At 61.6% G+C, this 18,772-nt stretch carries 12 protein-coding genes; 5 read left to right on the top strand and 7 right to left on the bottom strand.

The window, feature by feature from the left end; genetic code table 11:
• Positions 1 to 139: 139 nt before the first annotated feature.
• From ntrC to glnA, 6 genes are all read right to left on the bottom strand, one after another.
• The gene (gene ntrC, locus FBX99_RS06320) at positions 140 to 1,576 is read right to left on the bottom strand and encodes a nitrogen regulation protein NR(I) (RefSeq protein ID WP_047699810.1); all 1,437 of its coding nucleotides are present in this window, start codon (positions 1,574 to 1,576) and stop codon (positions 140 to 142) included.
• Positions 1,573 to 2,658, bottom strand: coding sequence for a nitrogen regulation protein NR(II) (gene glnL / locus FBX99_RS06315; protein WP_024778068.1), 1,086 nt, complete (start codon positions 2,656 to 2,658; stop codon positions 1,573 to 1,575). Before glnL ends, ntrC begins: the two co-directional genes overlap by 4 nt.
• Before the next feature lie 256 nt (positions 2,659 to 2,914).
• Complete coding sequence (locus FBX99_RS06310) at positions 2,915 to 3,535, bottom strand: DUF4124 domain-containing protein (protein WP_144928855.1); 621 nt, start codon at positions 3,533 to 3,535, stop codon at positions 2,915 to 2,917.
• The gene (locus tag FBX99_RS06305) at positions 3,532 to 4,047 is read right to left on the bottom strand and encodes a DUF4124 domain-containing protein (RefSeq protein WP_144928857.1); all 516 of its coding nucleotides are present in this window, start codon (positions 4,045 to 4,047) and stop codon (positions 3,532 to 3,534) included. The genes FBX99_RS06310 and FBX99_RS06305 overlap by 4 nt, the downstream gene beginning before the upstream one ends.
• Positions 4,048 to 4,236: 189 nt before the next feature.
• Complete coding sequence (locus FBX99_RS06300) at positions 4,237 to 4,791, bottom strand: chorismate mutase (protein ID WP_144928859.1); 555 nt, start codon at positions 4,789 to 4,791, stop codon at positions 4,237 to 4,239.
• Positions 4,792 to 4,907: 116 nt separating this feature from the next.
• Entirely contained in the window at positions 4,908 to 6,314 is a 1,407-nt protein-coding gene (glnA, locus tag FBX99_RS06295) for a glutamate--ammonia ligase (protein ID WP_053147846.1), read from the bottom strand.
• A 330-nt stretch (positions 6,315 to 6,644) separates the two neighbouring features.
• On the opposite strand from glnA, the gene thiI reads away from it, so the two are divergent.
• Together thiI and typA are read left to right on the top strand one after the other, a co-directional pair.
• The gene (thiI, locus tag FBX99_RS06285) at positions 6,645 to 8,099 is read left to right on the top strand and encodes a tRNA uracil 4-sulfurtransferase ThiI (protein WP_145130950.1); all 1,455 of its coding nucleotides are present in this window, start codon (positions 6,645 to 6,647) and stop codon (positions 8,097 to 8,099) included.
• 138 nt (positions 8,100 to 8,237) lie between these two features.
• Positions 8,238 to 10,058 (top strand): translational GTPase TypA, encoded by a 1,821-nt coding sequence (typA, locus tag FBX99_RS06280; protein ID WP_144928863.1) that lies wholly within the window; start codon positions 8,238 to 8,240, stop codon positions 10,056 to 10,058.
• 171 nt (positions 10,059 to 10,229) lie between these two features.
• Here the strand turns inward: typA and FBX99_RS06275 are convergent, their stop codons facing one another.
• Positions 10,230 to 10,667: a YkgJ family cysteine cluster protein gene (locus FBX99_RS06275; protein WP_024778075.1), complete on the bottom strand. Its 438-nt coding sequence runs from the start codon at positions 10,665 to 10,667 to the stop codon at positions 10,230 to 10,232.
• Between the two features lie 254 nt (positions 10,668 to 10,921).
• On the opposite strand from FBX99_RS06275, the gene FBX99_RS06270 reads away from it, so the two are divergent.
• The 3 genes from FBX99_RS06270 (at position 10,922) to FBX99_RS06255 (ending at position 18,646) form a co-directional block, all read left to right on the top strand.
• Positions 10,922 to 13,372 (top strand): glycogen/starch/alpha-glucan phosphorylase, encoded by a 2,451-nt coding sequence (locus tag FBX99_RS06270; protein WP_144928867.1) that lies wholly within the window; start codon positions 10,922 to 10,924, stop codon positions 13,370 to 13,372.
• Between the two features lie 280 nt (positions 13,373 to 13,652).
• Positions 13,653 to 17,279, top strand: coding sequence for a DUF2339 domain-containing protein (locus tag FBX99_RS06260; protein WP_145130948.1), 3,627 nt, complete (start codon positions 13,653 to 13,655; stop codon positions 17,277 to 17,279).
• Positions 17,276 to 18,646: a DUF3999 domain-containing protein gene (locus tag FBX99_RS06255; RefSeq protein ID WP_145130947.1), complete on the top strand. Its 1,371-nt coding sequence runs from the start codon at positions 17,276 to 17,278 to the stop codon at positions 18,644 to 18,646. Before FBX99_RS06260 ends, FBX99_RS06255 begins: the two co-directional genes overlap by 4 nt.
• Positions 18,647 to 18,772: the final 126 nt, after the last annotated feature.

The following is an 18,772-nucleotide window of genomic DNA, read 5'->3' as shown; positions in this document are numbered from 1 at the left end:
TGGCTGGCGCTGCAGCTTTACTTGTGGGAGCGGGCTTGCCCGCGTATGCGTCATGTCAGCCAACATCAAATTGACTGATATGCCGCTTTCGCGAGCAAGCCCGCTCCCACATGGGTTTTACGCCGGGGTGAAAGGCAATTCAGCCCTCGTCGCTCTCATCATCATCCCCGCCATCGACCTTCATCCCCAATTCCTTGATCTTGCGGGTCAAGGTATTGCGACCCCAGCCCAGCAGCACGGCGGCGTCGCGGCGGCGGCCGGCGGTGTGCTTGAGAGCGGTTTCGATCATGATGCGTTCGAAGCTCGGCACGGCGCTGTCCAGCAGGCTCGACTGGCCACGGGCCAAGGCCTGGTCGGCCCACTGGCGCAGGGCCTGTTCCCAGTTGGTCACCGGGGCCGAATCCTGGGGCAGGCTCAGCAATTCCGGTGGCAGGTCGCCGATATGCACCTCTCGTCCCGAGGCCATGACGGTGATCCAGCGGCAGGTGTTCTCCAGTTGGCGCACGTTGCCGGGCCACGGCAGGTTCTTGAGGTATTCCTCGGTCTCGCTCTTGAGCAGCTTGGGCTCCACCGCCAGTTCCTGAGCGGCACGGCTGAGGAAATGCCTGGCCAGGGTCGGGATGTCTTCGCGACGATCCGCCAGGCGCGGGATATGAATACGGATCACGTTCAGGCGGTGGAACAGGTCTTCCCGGAATTTGCCGGCGTGTACCAGGGTTTCCAGGTTCTGGTGGGTCGCGGCGATGATGCGTACATCGACCTTGACCGGGGTATGGCCGCCCACCCGATAGAACTCGCCGTCCGCCAACACGCGCAACAAACGGGTCTGGGTGTCGGCCGGCATGTCGCCGATCTCGTCGAGGAACAACGTGCCGCCGTCGGCCTGTTCGAAGCGCCCGCGTCGCAGGTTGGCTGCGCCGGTGAATGCGCCTTTTTCGTGACCGAACAGTTCGGACTCCATCAGGTCCTTGGGAATCGCGGCCATGTTCAGCGCAATGAATGGCGACGCTGCCCGTGGACTATGGCGATGCAGGGCATGGGCCACCAGCTCTTTACCGGTGCCGGATTCGCCATTGATCAACACAGTGATATTGGAATGGCTCAGGCGTCCGATGGCGCGAAACACTTCCTGCATCGCCGGCGCTTCGCCGATGATCTCCGGTGTGCGGGCCAGGGCCGGCACTTCTTCCAGGCCCTGTTGTTCCTGGGCGTGCTGGTTGGCGCGCTTGACCAGCGACACCGCTTCATCGACATCGAACGGCTTGGGCAGGTATTCGAAGGCGCCGCCCTGATAGGACGCCACGGCGCTGTCCAGGTCGGAGTGGGCGGTCATGATGATCACCGGCAGCCGGGGATGCTGCTCGCGAATCCGCGCCAGCAGGTCCAGGCCGCTGGCGCCGGGCATGCGGATGTCGGAGATGATGACGTCCGGTTGCTGACGGGCCAGGCGGCTCATCACGCCATCGGCGCTGTCGAAGCTCTGGGTGGTCATGCCTTCCTGTTGCAAGGCTTTTTCCAGGACCCAGCGGATAGAACGGTCGTCATCGACGATCCACACGGTTTCACTACGGCTCATGTCGATGTGGCTCCTTGTTCCAGTGGCAGGAAGATCGAAAAGGTGGTGTGGCCGGGGTGGCTCTCACACTCGATCAGGCCCTGATGCTGACTGATGATGTTCTGGGTAATGGCCAGCCCCAGCCCGGTACCGTCCGGACGGCCGCTGACCATGGGAAAGAAGATGGTTTCCTGCAATTCCGTGGGGATGCCCGGGCCGTTGTCGATGATCTCGATCTTGGTCACCAGGCGATGGCGTACATGGCCGATGGTGAACTGGCGCAAGGCGCGAGTGCGCAGGCTGATGCGGCCCAGGCGCAGCTCGTTCTGGCTGCCGATGGCCTGCATCGCGTTGCGCACGATGTTCAATACGGCCTGGATCATCTGTTCGCGATCGATCAGGACATCGGGAATGCTTGGATCGTAGTCGCGCACCAAGGTGATGCAGCCCTGGCTTTCGGCTTCCACGAGGCTGCCGACGCGCTCCAGTACCTCGTGGACGTTGCATAGAGCCAGGGACGGCAGCTTGTTGGAGCCGAGCATGCGATCCACGAGGTTTCGCAGGCGGTCGGCTTCCTCGATGATGACGTTGGTGTAGTCCTTGAGGCTTTCTTCGGGCAGCTCCCGGGCCAGCAATTGCGCAGCGCCACGGATGCCGCCGAGGGGATTCTTGATTTCATGGGCCAAGCCACGCACCAGCATCTTGCTGGTTTCCTGCTTGGACAATTGCGCCTCTTCCTTGGTGATGCGTAGCAGGCGATCACGAGGGTGGACCTCCAGCAGCAACAGGGTGGCGCCGTTGCTCAGGATCGGGGTTACCGCGTAGTCGACCGTCAGCGTCTGGCCGGTCAGGGCGGTGAGCATCGCTTCACGCTTGGTGAACGGATGAGCCTGCTCCACAGCCTGGCGCAAGGAGTTGAGTGCCTCGGCGGATTCGGTGAACAGCTCGCTGATGAACTGTCCATGGCTGCGCTGGCCGCTGACGGCCAGGAGCATCTCCGCCGCCGGGTTCATGTACTCGAGGCGCAGTTCAGCGTCGAGCAGAATGGTCGCGGTGGTGAGGTTGTCGAGTAGCAAACGGTGTAGTGCGTCGCTGATGGTCATCGGGACCTCTTTTGAAGCGTGGCAATTCGGGGCCGGTCCCAAATTGCGCGCGCGATGTAACGCGCTGATAGAAGGAAAATGCAAAAACCAAACCAAGGCTCCGAAAAGAAGCGTTTAGAGCCTGAAAAGGGCTTCTTTCGCCCGATTGCGTGGCGTTCTGCCAGTTTTTCCGGGTACTTTCGAACCAAAATGGGTTCGCGCCTTGGGTAGAGGTGCAACGATGTGCACCAATATAGTGCGATACCAGGGCGGGGCGTTAGAAGAACGGCAGGATGCTGCTTTCTTCTTCGGGTTTGTCAGCGAGAGGGCATTCGGGGCGCTGGCCGTAGTCAGCCGTGGCGCAAGGCTTGATGCGGCGCTTCTGTGCCAGGGAAATGCGTTGCATGTGGAAGGGCTGGTTGGCGGTGCGTTCGACGATGCGGTCTTGCTCGTCGAGGATTTCTACCGCCAATTGGTGAGTGCCTCGATCGATGTTACTCAAGGCAAACACTGGGCTTGGTCCTGGTTCGCCAGTGGGCCGACCGTCGAGCAGCAGGCGGTAGCGATGACCCTTTTTCAGCCCCGGCTCACTGGTGGCGGTGACGATCAATTCCCCCGCTGTGCTGCGTATCGTCGCGTCCGGTTCCGGGATCAGCAGCCGGAGCATCTCATAATGAAACAGGGGTTTTGGCTGGGCTTCGGCGGTTGGCGCCGCGGTTGCAGCCGCAGGCGGCGTGGACATCCGGTTGCCGGGTGGCAGCTGGACTTTTTTCGCATTGCCGGGGCGCGGTTGATCAGTGAAGACCCGATTGCCCTGGGCGTCGACATAGGTATAGACCTGCGCCATCGCCGGCAAGGCGGCCAGCGACAGGCACAGCGCAAGCACCCGGCGGCTCATGGCTGGTGCACCCGCTGCACGGTAAACGTAACGGTTTCGCTCTGTTGCACAAGGTTTTCCCCATCGATGACCTGAACCGCCAGGCGATGCTCGCCCCGGTCGATGTTAACCAGCTGCAGGCGCGGCACGTTGGAGGGCTGGCCGTAGGGCTGGTCGTCCAGCAGCAGGCGGAACTGATGAGGGCTTTGCAGGCGCGGTTGCGTCCGAACGCCGACGGTGAAGGTGCCATTGTTGGCGCGCAGGGCTTGCTCGGTGGGAATGTCCGTCAGTTCGAGTGTTTCGTAAGCCTTGCGCGGCGCTTCACTGTTGGCGGGAGCTGTCGGCGCATCCGGGCGGGTTGGAGACTGGCGTTCGATGCTGTTGAGCGGCGGCAATTCCACGGTCTGGGCCGGTACGCCTTGGGGCGGCTGGTTGCTATAGGCGGTGTTGCCGTCGGCGTCGGTGTATTTGTAGATCTGGGCTGCTGCGGGCAGCGCCAGTAGCAACAAAACGCCAGGAAAGACACGACCCATAAAAATCGACCGGAAACTGAAAGTGTTGAATGCAGCATAGGACACGGCGGCGATTGGCCCAACCCCAAACGTCCCCACACTGGAATCCCTGTGGGAGCCTGCTCGCGATGGCGATCGCTCAGCAACATGGCTATTGCCTGACACACCGCTATCGCGAGCAGCCTCTCCCACAAGGGGATGTGTATTGCCTCAGTTTTTGGCTATGCACAGCTCTGCAGTCGCCCGGATCAGGGCAAGCCGGTGCACCGGGTGCTGTTTGTTGTTGTGGGTGGCCTGGGCCAGCCATGTCGGGCATTGTGGGTCGGTACGGTAGGGGGTGAAATCGGCCAGTTGTTGCAACAGGCGCTTTTGCAGTCGATCAAGTTGCGGGCGGATTTGTCCCACCAGGTCCGGACGCGGCAGGTCCGGGGCCTTGCCTGCCAGGGCCCAGTCGGACAGGTCGATGTACTGCACCAGTTTGTTGGCTTCTATCTGGGCGCTGAAAAACGCTTCAACGGTTTCACCAGACAACTTGTAGACCGGCGCCTGGGCGACGGCGGCGGCAATGACTTCACGCTCGCGCTGGCGGTCTTCTACCGGTTTATGGCTGTCCCATTTGCTCAGCGCCACTTGATCGGCAAGGGCTATGCGTTCGCCAATGGCGTTCAGCAAAGGCGTCAGAGCGTCGGGAGCCGGTGTGGCTTGGGCGTTGGAGGCCAACAGCGCGACCGAAAGGGCAAGGCCAGATGTGAAGCGCAAGTTCATGGACAGTCTCTTCTTCGGGAGGGGCGGCAGTCATCATGCAGTAACCTGCGCCCATGAAAAAGGCCTCCCGAAGGAGACCTCTGTTGTTTCACGCCGCGTGTACGAGCGCTACTGGATCAGCAGCTGTAGTACAGCTCATATTCCAGTGGGTGTACGAAGGTGCGAACCTTGATTTCTTCTTCGCTTTTCAGTGCGATGTAGGCGTCGATGAAGTCATCGCTGAATACGCCGCCCTTGGTCAGGAACGCACGGCCCTTGTCCAGCTCTTCCAGGGCTTCTTTCAGGCTGCCGCAAACCTGCGGGATTTCCTTGGCCTCTTCAGGCGGCAGGTCATACAGGTTCTTGTCGGCGGCATCGCCAGGGTGGATCTTGTTCTGGATACCGTCCAGACCGGCCATCATCAGTGCGGCGAAGGCCAGGTATGGGTTGGCAGCCGGATCCGGGAAGCGGGCTTCGATACGGCGGGCTTTAGGGCTGTTCACGTAAGGAATACGGATCGAGGCGGAACGGTTGCGAGCCGAGTAGGCCAGCATCACCGGCGCTTCGAAGCCTGGGACCAGACGCTTGTAGGAGTTGGTCGACGGGTTGGTGAAGCCGTTCAGGGCCTTACCGTGCTTGATGATACCGCCGATGAAGTACAGGGCGGTGTCCGACAGACCGGCATAGCCTTCGCCTGCGAAAGTGTTCTTGCCGTCCTTGGAGATCGACATGTGAACGTGCATGCCCGAACCGTTGTCGCCGTACAGGGGCTTCGGCATGAAGGTCGCGGTGCGGCCATAGGCATCGGCAACGTTGTGCACGACATACTTCAGGGTCTGCACTTCGTCAGCCTTCTTGACCAGCGTGTTGAACTTCACGCCGATTTCGTTCTGGCCGGCAGTCGCCACTTCGTGGTGGTGAACTTCCACGGTCTGGCCCATTTCTTCCAGTGCGTTGCACATGGAGGTACGGATCTCGTGGTCGAAGTCGAACGGTGGTACTGGGAAGTAGCCGCCTTTCACGCCTGGACGGTGGCCCTTGTTACCACCTTCCACGTCCTGGTCGGACATCCACGAACCTTGTTCGGAGAAGATCTTGAACATGGAGCCGGAGATGTCGGACTTGAACTTGACCGAATCGAAGATGAAGAATTCAGGCTCAGGACCGAAGAAAGCGGTGTCACCGATGCCGGTGGACTTCAGGTATTCCTCGGCGCGGTGGGCGATGGCGCGTGGGTCGCGGTCATAGCCTTGCATGGTGGATGGTTCGATGATGTCGCAGACCAGGATCAGGGTCGGCTCTTCGGTGAACGGATCCAGGACGGCGGTTTCGTCGTCCGGCATCAGGATCATGTCGGATGCTTCGATGCCTTTCCAGCCAGAGATGGAGGAACCGTCGAACATCTTGCCGATTTCGAAGAAATCGTCATCCAGGGCATCACGGGCCGGCATGGTTACGTGATGTTGAGTGCCTTTGGTGTCAGTGAAGCGCAGATCAATCCACTTGACGTCATGATCTTTGATGAGTTGAACCGACTTCGACATATGTCCTCCGGGTGGCTTCGGGCGGGGTAATGGTTTGCCCGTAGATATGAGTGATGCCGGCGCGAATACTCTGCCATGGCAACCTGCCTCACAAGGGAGCAAATTGCATGCCAGTGCCCCAGCTTGGGTTTTTTGCACCAAACCCACGCCTTTTGAAGGCTTGAACGGTAGATTGTCAGACAGTCGTGCACTGTAATGTAGCGGATTGGTCGGTGCGAGACCTGTTTTGGTGCATTGAAAACCAGGCACACATTAATTGGTCAAACCTTGAGCAATTTCCGCTATAATCCGCGCCCCCCTTTTTCGGCTGGCCGTTCGCGCGCTGTTTTCATGAAACTAATCGTAAAAGTCTTCCCCGAAATCACCATCAAGAGCCGCCCGGTCCGGACGCGTTTCATCCGGCAGTTGGCCAAGAACATCCGTGCCGTGCTCCGTGATCTGGACCCGGTCGTGGTGGTGAATGGCGTGTGGGACAATCTCGAGCTGGAAACCCGCGTCAGCGAACCCAGGATTCTGAAGGAGATGACCGAGCGGCTGACCTGTATGCCGGGCATCGCGCATTTCCTGCAGGTGGATGAATATCCGCTGGGGGATTTCGACGACATCGTCGCTAAGTGCAAGCTGCATTATGGCGATGCGTTGGCCGGCAAGATTTTCTCGGTACGTTGCAAGCGTGCGGGCAAGCATCCGTTCAGTTCGATGGACGTGGACCGCTACGTCGGCAGCCAACTGCGCCGGCAGTGTGGCGCCGCTGGTATTTCGTTGAAAAACCCGCAGGTCGAAGTGCGCATCGAAATTCGCGACCAACGGTTGTTCGTCATCCACAGCCAGCACAACGGCATCGGCGGGTATCCGCTGGGGGCCCTGGAGCAGACACTGGTGCTGATGTCTGGCGGCTTCGATTCCACGGTCGCGGCCTACCAGATCATGCGGCGCGGCCTGATGAGCCATTTCTGCTTCTTCAACCTCGGCGGGCGTGCCCATGAACTGGGCGTGATGGAAGTGGCGCACTTCATCTGGAAGAAGTACGGCAGCTCGCAACGCGTGTTATTTGTGAGTGTGCCGTTCGAAGAAGTCCTGGGGGAAATCCTCGGCAAAGTCGATGACAGTCATATGGGCGTCATTTTGAAGCGTATGATGTTGCGTGCCGCGTCCAGCATCGCCGACCGCCTGCACATCGATGCGCTGGTCACCGGCGAGGCGATCTCCCAGGTATCGAGCCAGACACTGCCGAACCTGTCGGTCATCGACTGCGTCACCGAAAAGCTCGTGCTGCGTCCGCTGATCGCCAGCCACAAGCAGGACATCATCGACACGGCCAACGCGATTGGCACTGCCGAATTTGCCCGGCACATGCCCGAATACTGCGGCGTCATCTCGGTCAACCCGAAGACCGCCGCCAAGCGCGGACGCGTGGAGCACGAAGAGAAAGAATTCGATATGGCGGTGCTCGAGCGTGCGCTCGAAAACGCCAGGCTGGTGCCGATCGATCGGGTGATCGACGAATTGGGCCAGGACATCAAGGTTGAAGAAGTCGGCGAAGCGCTGGCCGGTCAGATCATCATCGACATCCGTCACCCGGACGACGCTGAAGACGACCCGTTGAGCGTCGCCGGTATCGAGGTACAAACGATGCCGTTCTATGCAGTGAGCGCGCGTTTCAAGGAACTGGACCCTACTCGCCAGTACCTGCTGTATTGCGACAAAGGCGTGATGAGTCGCCTGCATGTCCACCATCTGCTCAGTGAGGGGCATGCCAATGTGCGCGTTTATCGACCGAGCTAAGTGCCCGGGGCTGTTTGCCTGTGGCCTGCGTCACCGGCCCCCCGACGCCGTCGACAAGCTGTAGCGGCTTTGTCGGACTCAACGTAAATCGCTGCCACGACCTGTCAGCACACCGAATCCTCTGATCGAGATACACAAGTGATCGAAAATCTACGCAACATCGCCATCATTGCCCACGTTGACCATGGTAAAACCACCCTGGTAGACAAACTCTTGCGTCAATCCGGCACCCTGGAGCGCAACGAGCTCAACGACGAGCGCGTGATGGACTCCAACGACCAGGAAAAAGAGCGTGGTATTACCATCCTGGCGAAAAACACCGCCATCAACTGGAACGGCTACCACATCAATATCGTGGACACCCCGGGCCACGCCGACTTCGGTGGTGAAGTAGAGCGCGTGATGTCGATGGTCGACTCCGTGCTGCTGCTGGTCGACGCCCAGGACGGCCCTATGCCGCAAACCCGCTTCGTGACCAAGAAAGCGTTCGAAGCCGGCCTCAAGCCGATCGTCGTGATCAACAAGGTCGACCGTCCGGGCGCGCGTCCTGACTGGGTTCTGGACCAGATCTTCGACCTGTTCGACAACCTCGGTGCCACCGACGAACAACTGGACTTCCAGGTCGTCTACGCCTCGGCCCTGAACGGCATTGCCGGTCTGGACCACACCGACATGGCTGAAGACATGACCCCGCTGTACCAGTCGATCGTCGACAACGTACCCGCACCGGCCGTTGACCGTGACGGTCCGTTCCAGATGCAGATCTCGGCCCTGGACTACAACAGCTTCCTGGGTGTGATCGGTGTTGGCCGTATCGCCCGTGGTCGCGTCAAGCCGAACACCCCGGTCGTCGCCATCGACGTCGACGGCAAGAAACGCAACGGCCGTATCCTGAAGCTGATGGGGCACCACGGTCTGCACCGTGTGGACGTCGAAGAAGCGGCTGCCGGCGACATCGTCTGCATCAGCGGCTTCGAAGAGCTGTTCATCTCCGACACCCTGTGCGACCCGAACGTTGTCGAGGCGATGAAGCCACTGACCGTCGACGAACCGACTGTTTCCATGACCTTCCAGGTCAACGACTCGCCATTCTGCGGTAAGGAAGGCAAGTTCGTGACCTCCCGTAACATCAAGGAGCGTCTGGACAAGGAGCTGCTGTACAACGTGGCACTGCGCGTTGAAGAAGGCGACTCGGCCGACAAGTTCAAGGTCTCCGGCCGTGGTGAGCTGCACCTTTCGGTACTGATCGAAACCATGCGTCGCGAAGGCTTCGAAATGGCGGTAGGTCGTCCGGAAGTGATCATCCGTGTCGTCGACGGCGTGAAGCAGGAACCGTTCGAGAACGTCACCATCGACATCCCTGAAGAATCCCAGGGCAAGGTCATGGAAGAAATGGGCCTGCGTAAGGGCGACCTGACCAACATGTCCCCGGATGGCAAAGGGCGTGTGCGCCTGGAGTACAACATCCCGGCTCGTGGCCTGATCGGTTTCCGTAACCAGTTCCTGACCCTGACCAACGGTGCTGGCATCCTGACCTCGATCTTCGATCGCTACGACACCATGAAATCCGGCCACATGTCCGGCCGTCAGAACGGCGTCCTGGTATCGGTAGAAACCGGCAAGGCGCTGACCTACTCCCTGGAAACCCTCCAGGCGCGTGGCAAGCTGTTCGTCGAGCACGGCCAGGAAATCTACAACGGTCAGATCGTAGGTCTGAACAGCCGTGACAACGACCTGGGCGTCAACCCTACCAAGGGCAAGAAGCTCGACAACATGCGTGCTTCGGGTAAAGACGAAACCATCGCCCTGGTTCCACCTGTTCGCTTCACCCTGGAACAGGCACTGGAGTTCATCCAGGACGACGAATTGTGCGAAGTGACTCCGAAGTCGATTCGCCTGCGCAAGAAGATCCTGGACGAAGGCGAGCGTACCCGCGCTGCCAAGAAAGCCAAGGCTTGATCGTTTAGCCCCGGCTGAATGAAAAACGCCCCCGGTCGTGAGACCGGGGGCGTTTTTTTATGCATGGAGTTTATGCAGTGACCGGCAGGCCGCTTTCGCGAGCAAGCCCGCTCCCACAGGCTCAGCGCTGTCCTTGTGGGAGGCGAAAACGGTAGGTCAGGCGCTAAATAGTCAAAACCGATCCAACGTCCGCGGATTACGCTCGCGCTCCACTTCCTTGGGCTTGTACGCACAGTATCCCGGCCGTGGCCCGACCCGTGGATGATTGCGGCAGGTGTCCGGGCGTTTCTCGTAAATGGTGCACAGCCGGCTCTTGCGGTCCAGATAAAGGCAATCGTTGTTGCTCATGCGCTGGAGCGTGAAGATCTCCGACTTCTGGTTGTAACGCTCGACGATCCCTTCCTTTTGCAGGCGCTTGGCGATGTTTTTCGGCGGGTCGCCCAGTTCGAACTCGTCGACGATGCCGATCCGGATCAGGTCCTTGATCTTGACCTCGACCGGGAGCGTGCAGCAGCTCGACACGCAGGAACCGCACATCGGGGCGGAGTACTTGGCCCAGGTATCGAGTCGGTCGATCTCCGCGGCGGCGATCAGGTTGGGCTTCATCATTCTAGGTATACCGGCATGCATCAGGGCGCGCGATCATACCGGGACTGGTGAAATTTTGAACGACCATCCGCCGGTTTTTTTTCGCTCCGGCAAACCCCCTCCTTGGGCGGCATGGCCCCTGCATTCATTCATCCATTGGCAATTTCCTGGCGGCAATTCTCCGGCATCGGGGGAAAACCACCGAACCAAGAGCCTTCGCCGTCTGTCAGACCGTCTAGGCTCAGACAATTCCATGCTCGTTCGAGGTCTTATTCATGACTCAAGAACCACTTGTTCGCGAAGCTGAAGTGGCCGCATTTCGCGACGCTGTGTTGACCAAACTCACTTATGCCGTCGGCAAGGACCCGGATCATGCGTTTGATCACGATTGGTTCGAAGCCATTGCCCTTGCAGCCCGCGACCACATGGTCGAACACTGGATGGATCACACGCGACAGATCTATCGCAAGGGCCAGAAGCGGGTCTACTACCTCTCCCTGGAATTCCTCATCGGGCGCTTGCTCTACGACAGCCTGAGCAACCTCGGCCTGCTGGACACCGCCCGCGAAGCCCTGACCGAACTGGGCGTCGACCTGGAGCGCATCCGCTTGCTCGAGCCTGACGCGGCGCTGGGCAACGGCGGCCTCGGTCGGTTGGCGGCGTGCTTCATGGAGAGCATGTCCACTCTGGGCATCGCCGGCCACGGCTACGGCATTCGTTACGAGCACGGCCTGTTTCGTCAGGCGATCGTCGATGGCTGGCAACAGGAGCAGACCGAGCACTGGCTGGATTTCGGCAACCCCTGGGAGTTCGAGCGGCCGGAGGTGGTCTACCCGATCGGCTTCGGCGGTAGTGTCGAGACTGTCACCGACGACACCGGCAAGACCCGTCAGGTCTGGTCCCCGGCTGAAACCGTGCGGGCCATTGCCTATGACACCCCAGTGGTGGGCTGGCGGGGTGCCAGTGTGAACACCTTGCGCCTATGGCGTGCGCGAGCCGTGGAAGACCTGCATCTGGAGCGCTTCAATGCCGGCGACCACCTCGGTGCCGTGGCCGAGGTAGCCCGGGCCGAAAGTATTTCCCGTGTGCTCTACCCGGCCGATAGCACCGAAGCCGGCCAGGAACTGCGCCTGCGCCAGGAATATTTCTTCGTTGCCGCCTCGTTGCAGGACCTGCTGCGCCGCCATCGCAACATGCATACCTCGGTCCTGACCCTGGGCGATCACGCGGCGATCCAGCTCAACGACACCCACCCGTCCATCGCCGTGGCCGAGCTGATGCGTCAACTGGTGGACGTCTACGACGTGGCCTGGGACGCCGCCTGGCAGATCACCCAAGACACGCTGTCGTACACCAACCATACGTTGCTGCCCGAAGCCCTGGAAACCTGGCCAGTTGGCTTGATGGAACGCATGCTGCCGCGGCATATGCAGATCATCTATCTGATCAACGCTCAGCACATCGATTCGCTGCGGGCCAAGGGGGTACACGACTTCGACGTGCTGCGCTCGGTGTCGCTGATCGAAGAAGACAACGGCCGCCGGGTGCGCATGGGCAACCTCGCGTTCCTCGGCTCCCATAGCGTCAACGGCGTTTCCGGGTTGCACACGCAGCTGATGCGCAGCACGGTGTTCTCGGAACTGCACAAGCTCTACCCGGAGCGGATCAACAACAAGACCAACGGCGTCACCTTCCGCCGCTGGTTGTTCCAGGCCAACTCGGAATTGACCTCGATGATGGTCGATGCCCTGGGCCCGAGCGTGCTCGACAACCCTGAGGAACGCCTGATCGAGCTGGAGCCGTTCGCCGACAAGCAGGCATTTCGCAAACTGTTCGCCGAGCAGCGCCTGCACAGCAAGAAGGCCCTGGCCTACCTGATCCATGAGCGTTTGGGCATTGCCGTGAACCCGGCGGCGATGTTCGACGTGCAGGTCAAGCGGATCCATGAGTACAAGCGCCAGCTGCTCAACCTGATGCACACCGTGGCGCTGTACCAGGCGATTCGCGCCGAGCCGGAGGTGGACTGGGTGCCGCGGGTGAAGATCTTCGCCGGCAAAGCCGCCGCCAGCTATCACCAGGCCAAGCTGATCATCAAGCTGACCAACGACATCGCCCGGGTGGTGAACAACGACCCGACCGTGCGCGGCCTGCTCAAAGTGGTGTTCCTGCCCAACTACAACGTCAGCCTGGCCGAAAGCATCATCCCGGCGGCAGACCTGTCGGAGCAGATCTCCACGGCCGGTTTCGAAGCGTCGGGCACCAGCAACATGAAGTTCGGCCTCAACGGCGCGTTGACCATCGGCACCATGGACGGCGCCAACGTGGAAATGCATGAGCGGGTGGGAGGTGAGCACATGTTCATCTTCGGCCTGACGGCCGAACAGGTGGAAGCGCGCAAGCGCAACGGTGAATTCAGCGCCGCGCCGGACATCGCCGCGTCCCATCGCCTCAGCGATGTGTTGCAGGCGATCCGTGGCGGGGTATTCTCCCCGGACGATCCGATGCGCTACACCGGCCTGGTGGATGCGCTGGTGGACTATGACCGCTTCCTGGTCTGCGCCGATTTCGACGCCTACTGGAATGCCCAGGCCAAGGTCGAGGAGCGTTGGCACGATTCCAAGCAGTGGTGGCGGTCGGCAGTACTCAACACTGCACGCATGGGCTGGTTCTCCTCTGACCGGACCATCCGCGAATATGCCACCGACATCTGGAAAGCTCTGGAATAGCATCTGTAAGAAATGTGAGCGAAGCCCAACGGCAAGTGGGCTTCGTCGATATACTGAGCGCCAGTTTCGCCGGGCTCCGATGCCATGGCTCAGTCAAAAGTACCCCCTGTGGGAGCGAGCCTGCTCGCGACAACGGTCTGTCAGTTAACGGAAATGTCGACTGATAGGGCGCTATCGCAAGCAGGCTCGCTCCCTCAGGGTGTGGGGTTGTTCCGCTAGACTGAGCCATACACCGCATCACCCGGTTATGCCCGCAATGGGCCGCTCAGGGATATCAACCATGCAATGGATTTTGACGCTGTTGGGCCTGGCAATCGGCTGGGTGGTGGATGAGTCATTCGCCGATGCGCTGATAGGCGCATTGTCGGGGCTCGGCATCGCTCTGGTCTTGCGGCTGCGCCGTCTCGGGGCCCAGGCCAGCAAACAGCAGAGTCTGCTGGAGGCGACCCAGCAAAACCTGCTGACGCTGGAGGCACGTCTTGCCGTGCTTGAGAGCGGCACGGTGTCCGCGCCGGTGTCTGCCCCCGCACCCGAGATCGTAGTGGCCCAGGCCCCGCAGCCCGAAGCTCGCAGCGAAGCAGCACCAGAGCCCGAACTGGATTTGGTCTGGGAGCTACCGCCTGACCTGGCGCCGGCCCCGGCGATGGTCACGCAAGCCAGTCAACCGCTACCCGACGACATCTGGACCCCTGCACCAGCCACCTCCCGCCGCGAGGCCCGCGCAGCCGAGCCGCTGGAGCCGATTGTCACGCCGCCTGCCCCTCGCGGCCCCGGCTTCATCGAGCGTGCCGTGGCCGTTGCGCGCAACTGGCTGTTCGGTGGCAATACCGTATTGCGGGTTGGCGTGTTGCTGTTGTTTCTCGGCCTGGCGTTTCTATTGCGCTATGCCACCGAAGGCATGGTGGTGCCGATCGAACTGCGTTACGCCGGTGTTGCGGCCAGTGCGTTGGGCCTGCTGGGCCTGGGCTGGTGGCTGCGCCAACGCAACAACAGTTATGCGCTGATGCTCCAGGGCACCGGTATCGCCGTGTTGTATCTGACGGTGTTCGCCGCCATGCGCCTGCACCCGCTGCTCGATGCGAAGGCCGCGTTGGGGTTGCTGGTGGCGGTCACGGTGTTCTCGGCGATCCTGGCGGTGACCCAGAACGCCCTGGGGCTGGCGGCTGCCGCGGCCCTGGGCGGCTTTGCCGCGCCGATCCTGACCTCTACCGGCAGCGGTAACCATGTCGCGCTGTTCAGCTATTTCATCCTGCTCAATACCGGCATCCTCGCGATCGCCTGGTTCAAGGCCTGGCGCCTGCTCAACCTGATCGGTTTTGTCGGCACCTTCGGCATCGGTATCGCCTGGGGCCTGCGGTCATATACACCGGCACTGTTTTTCAGTACCGAGCCGTTCCTGATCGTCTTCTTCCTCATGTACTTGGCGATTGGCTTGTTGTTCACCCGGCGCAAACTGCTGGAGATGAGCGACGGCCCCGAGGATGACAGCCGTGAAGCGCTGCTGCGCTGGTCGGCGCGCAAGGGTGATTATGTGGACGGCACAATGCTGTTCGGTCCGCCGTTGGTGGGCTTCGGCTTGCAGCTCACGCTGGTGATGTTCCTGGATCTGGCCGCGGCGTTCAGTGCCCTGGTCCTGGGCATGATCTACATGGGCCTGGCCCGTGTGTTGATGAAGGGGCGCGCCCTGTTGCTGGCCGAAACCTGCCTGGCGCTGGGGGTGATTTTTACCAGCCTGGCGATTCCCCTGGGCCTCGATGCCCGTTGGACCACGGCCGCATGGGCGGTGGAAGGCGCGGGGATTTTCTGGCTGGGCCTGCGTCAGCAGCGACCATTGGCGCGTGCGTTTGCTTTGTTGCTGCAGCTGGGCGCGGCGCGGGCTTTCTTCGGTGAATTGCAGATCGGCCAAAGCAGCCTGCTTCAGGGCGCTCCATTGGGTGCGTTGATGCTTGGCGGGGCCTTGCTGTTCAGCTTCTATCAATTGCGCAAGGCGCCGCCCGAGCACACCGCGAGCTGGGAGCGCCAGGTGCTACCGGCGCTGGCTGTGTTGGGCCTGGGCTCGCTCTATCTGCTGGCGCCGCTGTTTTTCTTCACCCACGGTACCGCTATCGCCTGGGCGCTGGCCGGCCTGGCGACGCTGTTCGTCGGCCTGCGCCTGCAATCTCGCGCCTTCCTGTTCACGGCGTTCGGCGTGCAGCTGCTGGGGGGCGCGCTGTTCTTGATGCGCTTGCGCGGCGCTGAAGGGGATTCGGCGGCGGTGTTCGCTGCCGGCTGGAGCGGCTTGCTCAGTGCTTCGTTGATCGGCCTGGCATTGATTGGCGGCATGTTGCTGGCCGCTCGCGACGAGATGGTGCGCAACGACGTTCGGTTGCTGCGCGGTTTGTCGGTGGTATTGCCGGCGGGGCTGGCGTTGATCAACCTCGCTGTGTTGTTCGTCCTGCCCTGGCAAACGGCGAGCGGCGTGTGGGCCGCCAGTGGCCTGTTGATCATCTGGTTGAGCCTGTACCTGAAACAACGCATGAGCTTCGTGTTCGGCCTGCTCCTGCAATTGCTGGGCGGTGCGGCATTCCTGGTGGCGGGGCCGGCCTTGCTGGGCCCGCTCGACGGCGAGGGGCTGCGGCCCCTGGCCCACAGTGGTTTCTGGACGCCGATGGTGCTGGGGCTGGCGGCGCTGGTGGGTGCGTGGCGACTGCAGCGAGGCCATCCGGCGGCGGTATTCGAGGCCCTGGGCCTGCAGCGTTTGTCCGAGCTGCTGCTGATCTGGGGCGCCGGTTGGTGGGCACTGACCTGGGTCAGCGAAGTGCTGCGCTTCGCACCGGTCCATCTGCAGGGCAGCTTGTTGCTGATTGTCGCGGCGCTCAGTGTCGCGGCGTGGACGATTTTGGCGCTGCGTTTGCGGTGGCCGGCGCTGGGATTGCTGTGCACCTTGCTGATTCCTGCGGGGGGCTGTGTGCTGGTCGCGACCTGGCACAGCCGTTACCACCCGGCGGCGGATTTCGGCTGGCTGGCCTGGCTGATCCTGTTCGGTGTGCATTTCCTGTCGCTCAAGCGCTTGGCTTCGATGCTCCCGGATCCGGTCCGCAGCACCGCCCATGTGCTCGGTTGTTGGTTGTTGATCGGCGTGTTGGCGTTGGAGCTGCGTTATGGCCTGCTACTGTTGTCCGAGCAATACAACGCCTGGCGTTGGCTGGGTTGGGCGATCCTGCCGAGCCTGTACCTGGTGCTGATGGCTGCGCCGCGGGCCTGGCCGTGGCCTGTGTCGGACCAGCAGCGGGAGTACCGCGTCTACGCGGCGGCGCCCCTGGCCGTGTTGATGCTGGGGTGGTTCTGGCTGGCCAACACCTTCAGCAATGGCGTCGCCGAGCCGCTGCCGTATGTGCCGCTGCTCAACCCGTTGGAGCTGGGCTTGCTGTTTGCCTTGTTCGGTGTCTACGTATGGGCGCGCAGTGCGGTGACGCAGTTGGCGATCCGTTGGGCCCATGCCGAACACGTCGCCCAGTTGGTCGCCGGGGTCTCGCTGTTCTCGTTCTTCACCGCCCTGGTGATGCGCAGCGCCCACCATTGGCTGGACGTGCCGTTCGAACTCGATGCGCTGCTCGAATCCATGTTCGTGCAGGCCGGGTTGTCCCTGGTCTGGACCTTGATCGCCCTGGGTCTGATGATCGGCGGACACCTGCGGCATCGCCGCGAGGTATGGCTGATCGGTGCCGCGCTGATTGCCGTGGTGGTGGCCAAGCTGTTCTTTGTCGAATTGAGTAACCGCGGTGGCCTGGCCCGGATCGTGTCGTTTATCGGCGTGGGTGTATTGCTGCTGGTGGTGGGCTACTTCGCACCGCTGCCGCCCAAACGTCCGGAAACGGTTGCGGAGGCCGAACCGTCGATGCCTGTCAGTGAGGGAGTGTCATCTTGAGTCGCAAGTTGAGTCGGATCGGCCTGGGAGTGGTCGGGTTGTGGGTGGCATTGTCGGCTACGGCCCAGGAGAAACCGACGGACTTCGCCCACCAGGTGCCGTTGACCTTGAGTGGTGAAGGACCGTGGTATCGTCTGCCATTGCCGCTGGAGGTCCAGCTGCAGGCGCGGCAGACCGACCTGAGCGACCTGCGGGTCTTCAACGCGGCCGGGCAGCCCCAGGCGTATGCGCTGGTCCGCGAGACAGCGCAGAGCCGGGAACAGCGCACCGTCACCGACGTGAAATGGTTCCCGTTGTACAACGCGGCCGATGACAACGAGCGCGCCCCCAGCGTGCGGGTGCAGTCGAACGCCAACGGCACACTGGTGGAAGTCCAGCCGGCCAGTCGGCTCGAGGCAGGTGAGGAAGAACTGCGCGGCTGGCTGCTGGACGCCAGTGCGATCAAGGCCCCCTTGCAGCAGTTGATCCTCGACTGGACCAGCGAGCGCGACGGCTTCCAGCGTTTTACCATCGAAGCCAGCGACGACCTGCAGAACTGGCAGGCGTGGGGCGAAGGTCAGGTGGCACGCCTGACCTTCGCCGATGAGCGGGTCGAGCAGCATGAAGTCAGCCTGCCGGGACAGTCGGCGCGTTACCTGCGGTTGTTGTGGGATTCGCCGTCTTCCGCGCCGGTGCTGACTTCAGCCCAATTGCAGAGCGCCAGCCGCGAAAGCCTGCCGTTGCCGCTGGCCTGGTCGCAACCATTGGCCGGCAGCACCACGAAGGCCGGCGAATACACCTGGCAGTTGCCCATGGGGTTGAATCTCGAAGAAGTGCAGGTGGAACTGAGCCAGGCCAACAGCCTGGCGCCGGTGACCCTGGCCGGCCGACGTGAGAGCAGTCATCCGTGGCAACCGATGGGCAGTGGTTTGTTGTATCGGCTCACTCAGAATGGTCAGGATGTGGTGCAGAACCAACTGCAGTTGTCCGGTCAGACCGTTCAGCAATTGAGGTTGACGGTGGACGAGCGCGGCGGTGGCCTTGGTACCGAAGCGCCGTCCCTGCGCTTTGCAGTGCGTCCGACCCAAGTGGTGTTCCTCGCGCGTGGCGAAGGGCCCTACAGCCTGGCGCTGGGCAGCGCGACGGTGAAGGCGGCCAGCCTGCCGCTGACGACGCTGGTGCCCGATTACCGTCCATCGCGCCTGGCGACCCTGGGGGCGGCGACAGTGAATGGGCCTACGACTTCAACACCGGCGGCCGAAACCGCGCCGGCCGTCGTCGGGACCAACTGGAAAAAAATCGGTCTGTGGGCGGTGCTGGTGCTCAGCGTGTTGTTCCTTGGCTCGATGGCATTCAGCCTGCTGCGCAAGCCGCCGGTCAAATCCTGAAAGCGGGTGTTTTGCACCCATCGCGAGCAGGCTCGCTCCCACATTGGATTGTGTTTCCCCTGACAGAATCCGATCAAGTGTGGGAGCGAGCCTGCTCGCGATGACGCCACTCTGTGAACTCAATCT

Source organism: Pseudomonas sp. SJZ074 (genome assembly GCF_007828215.1).
Taxonomy (GTDB): Bacteria; Pseudomonadota; Gammaproteobacteria; order Pseudomonadales; family Pseudomonadaceae; genus Aquipseudomonas.
This window is presented reverse-complemented; position numbering and strand designations above follow the sequence as displayed.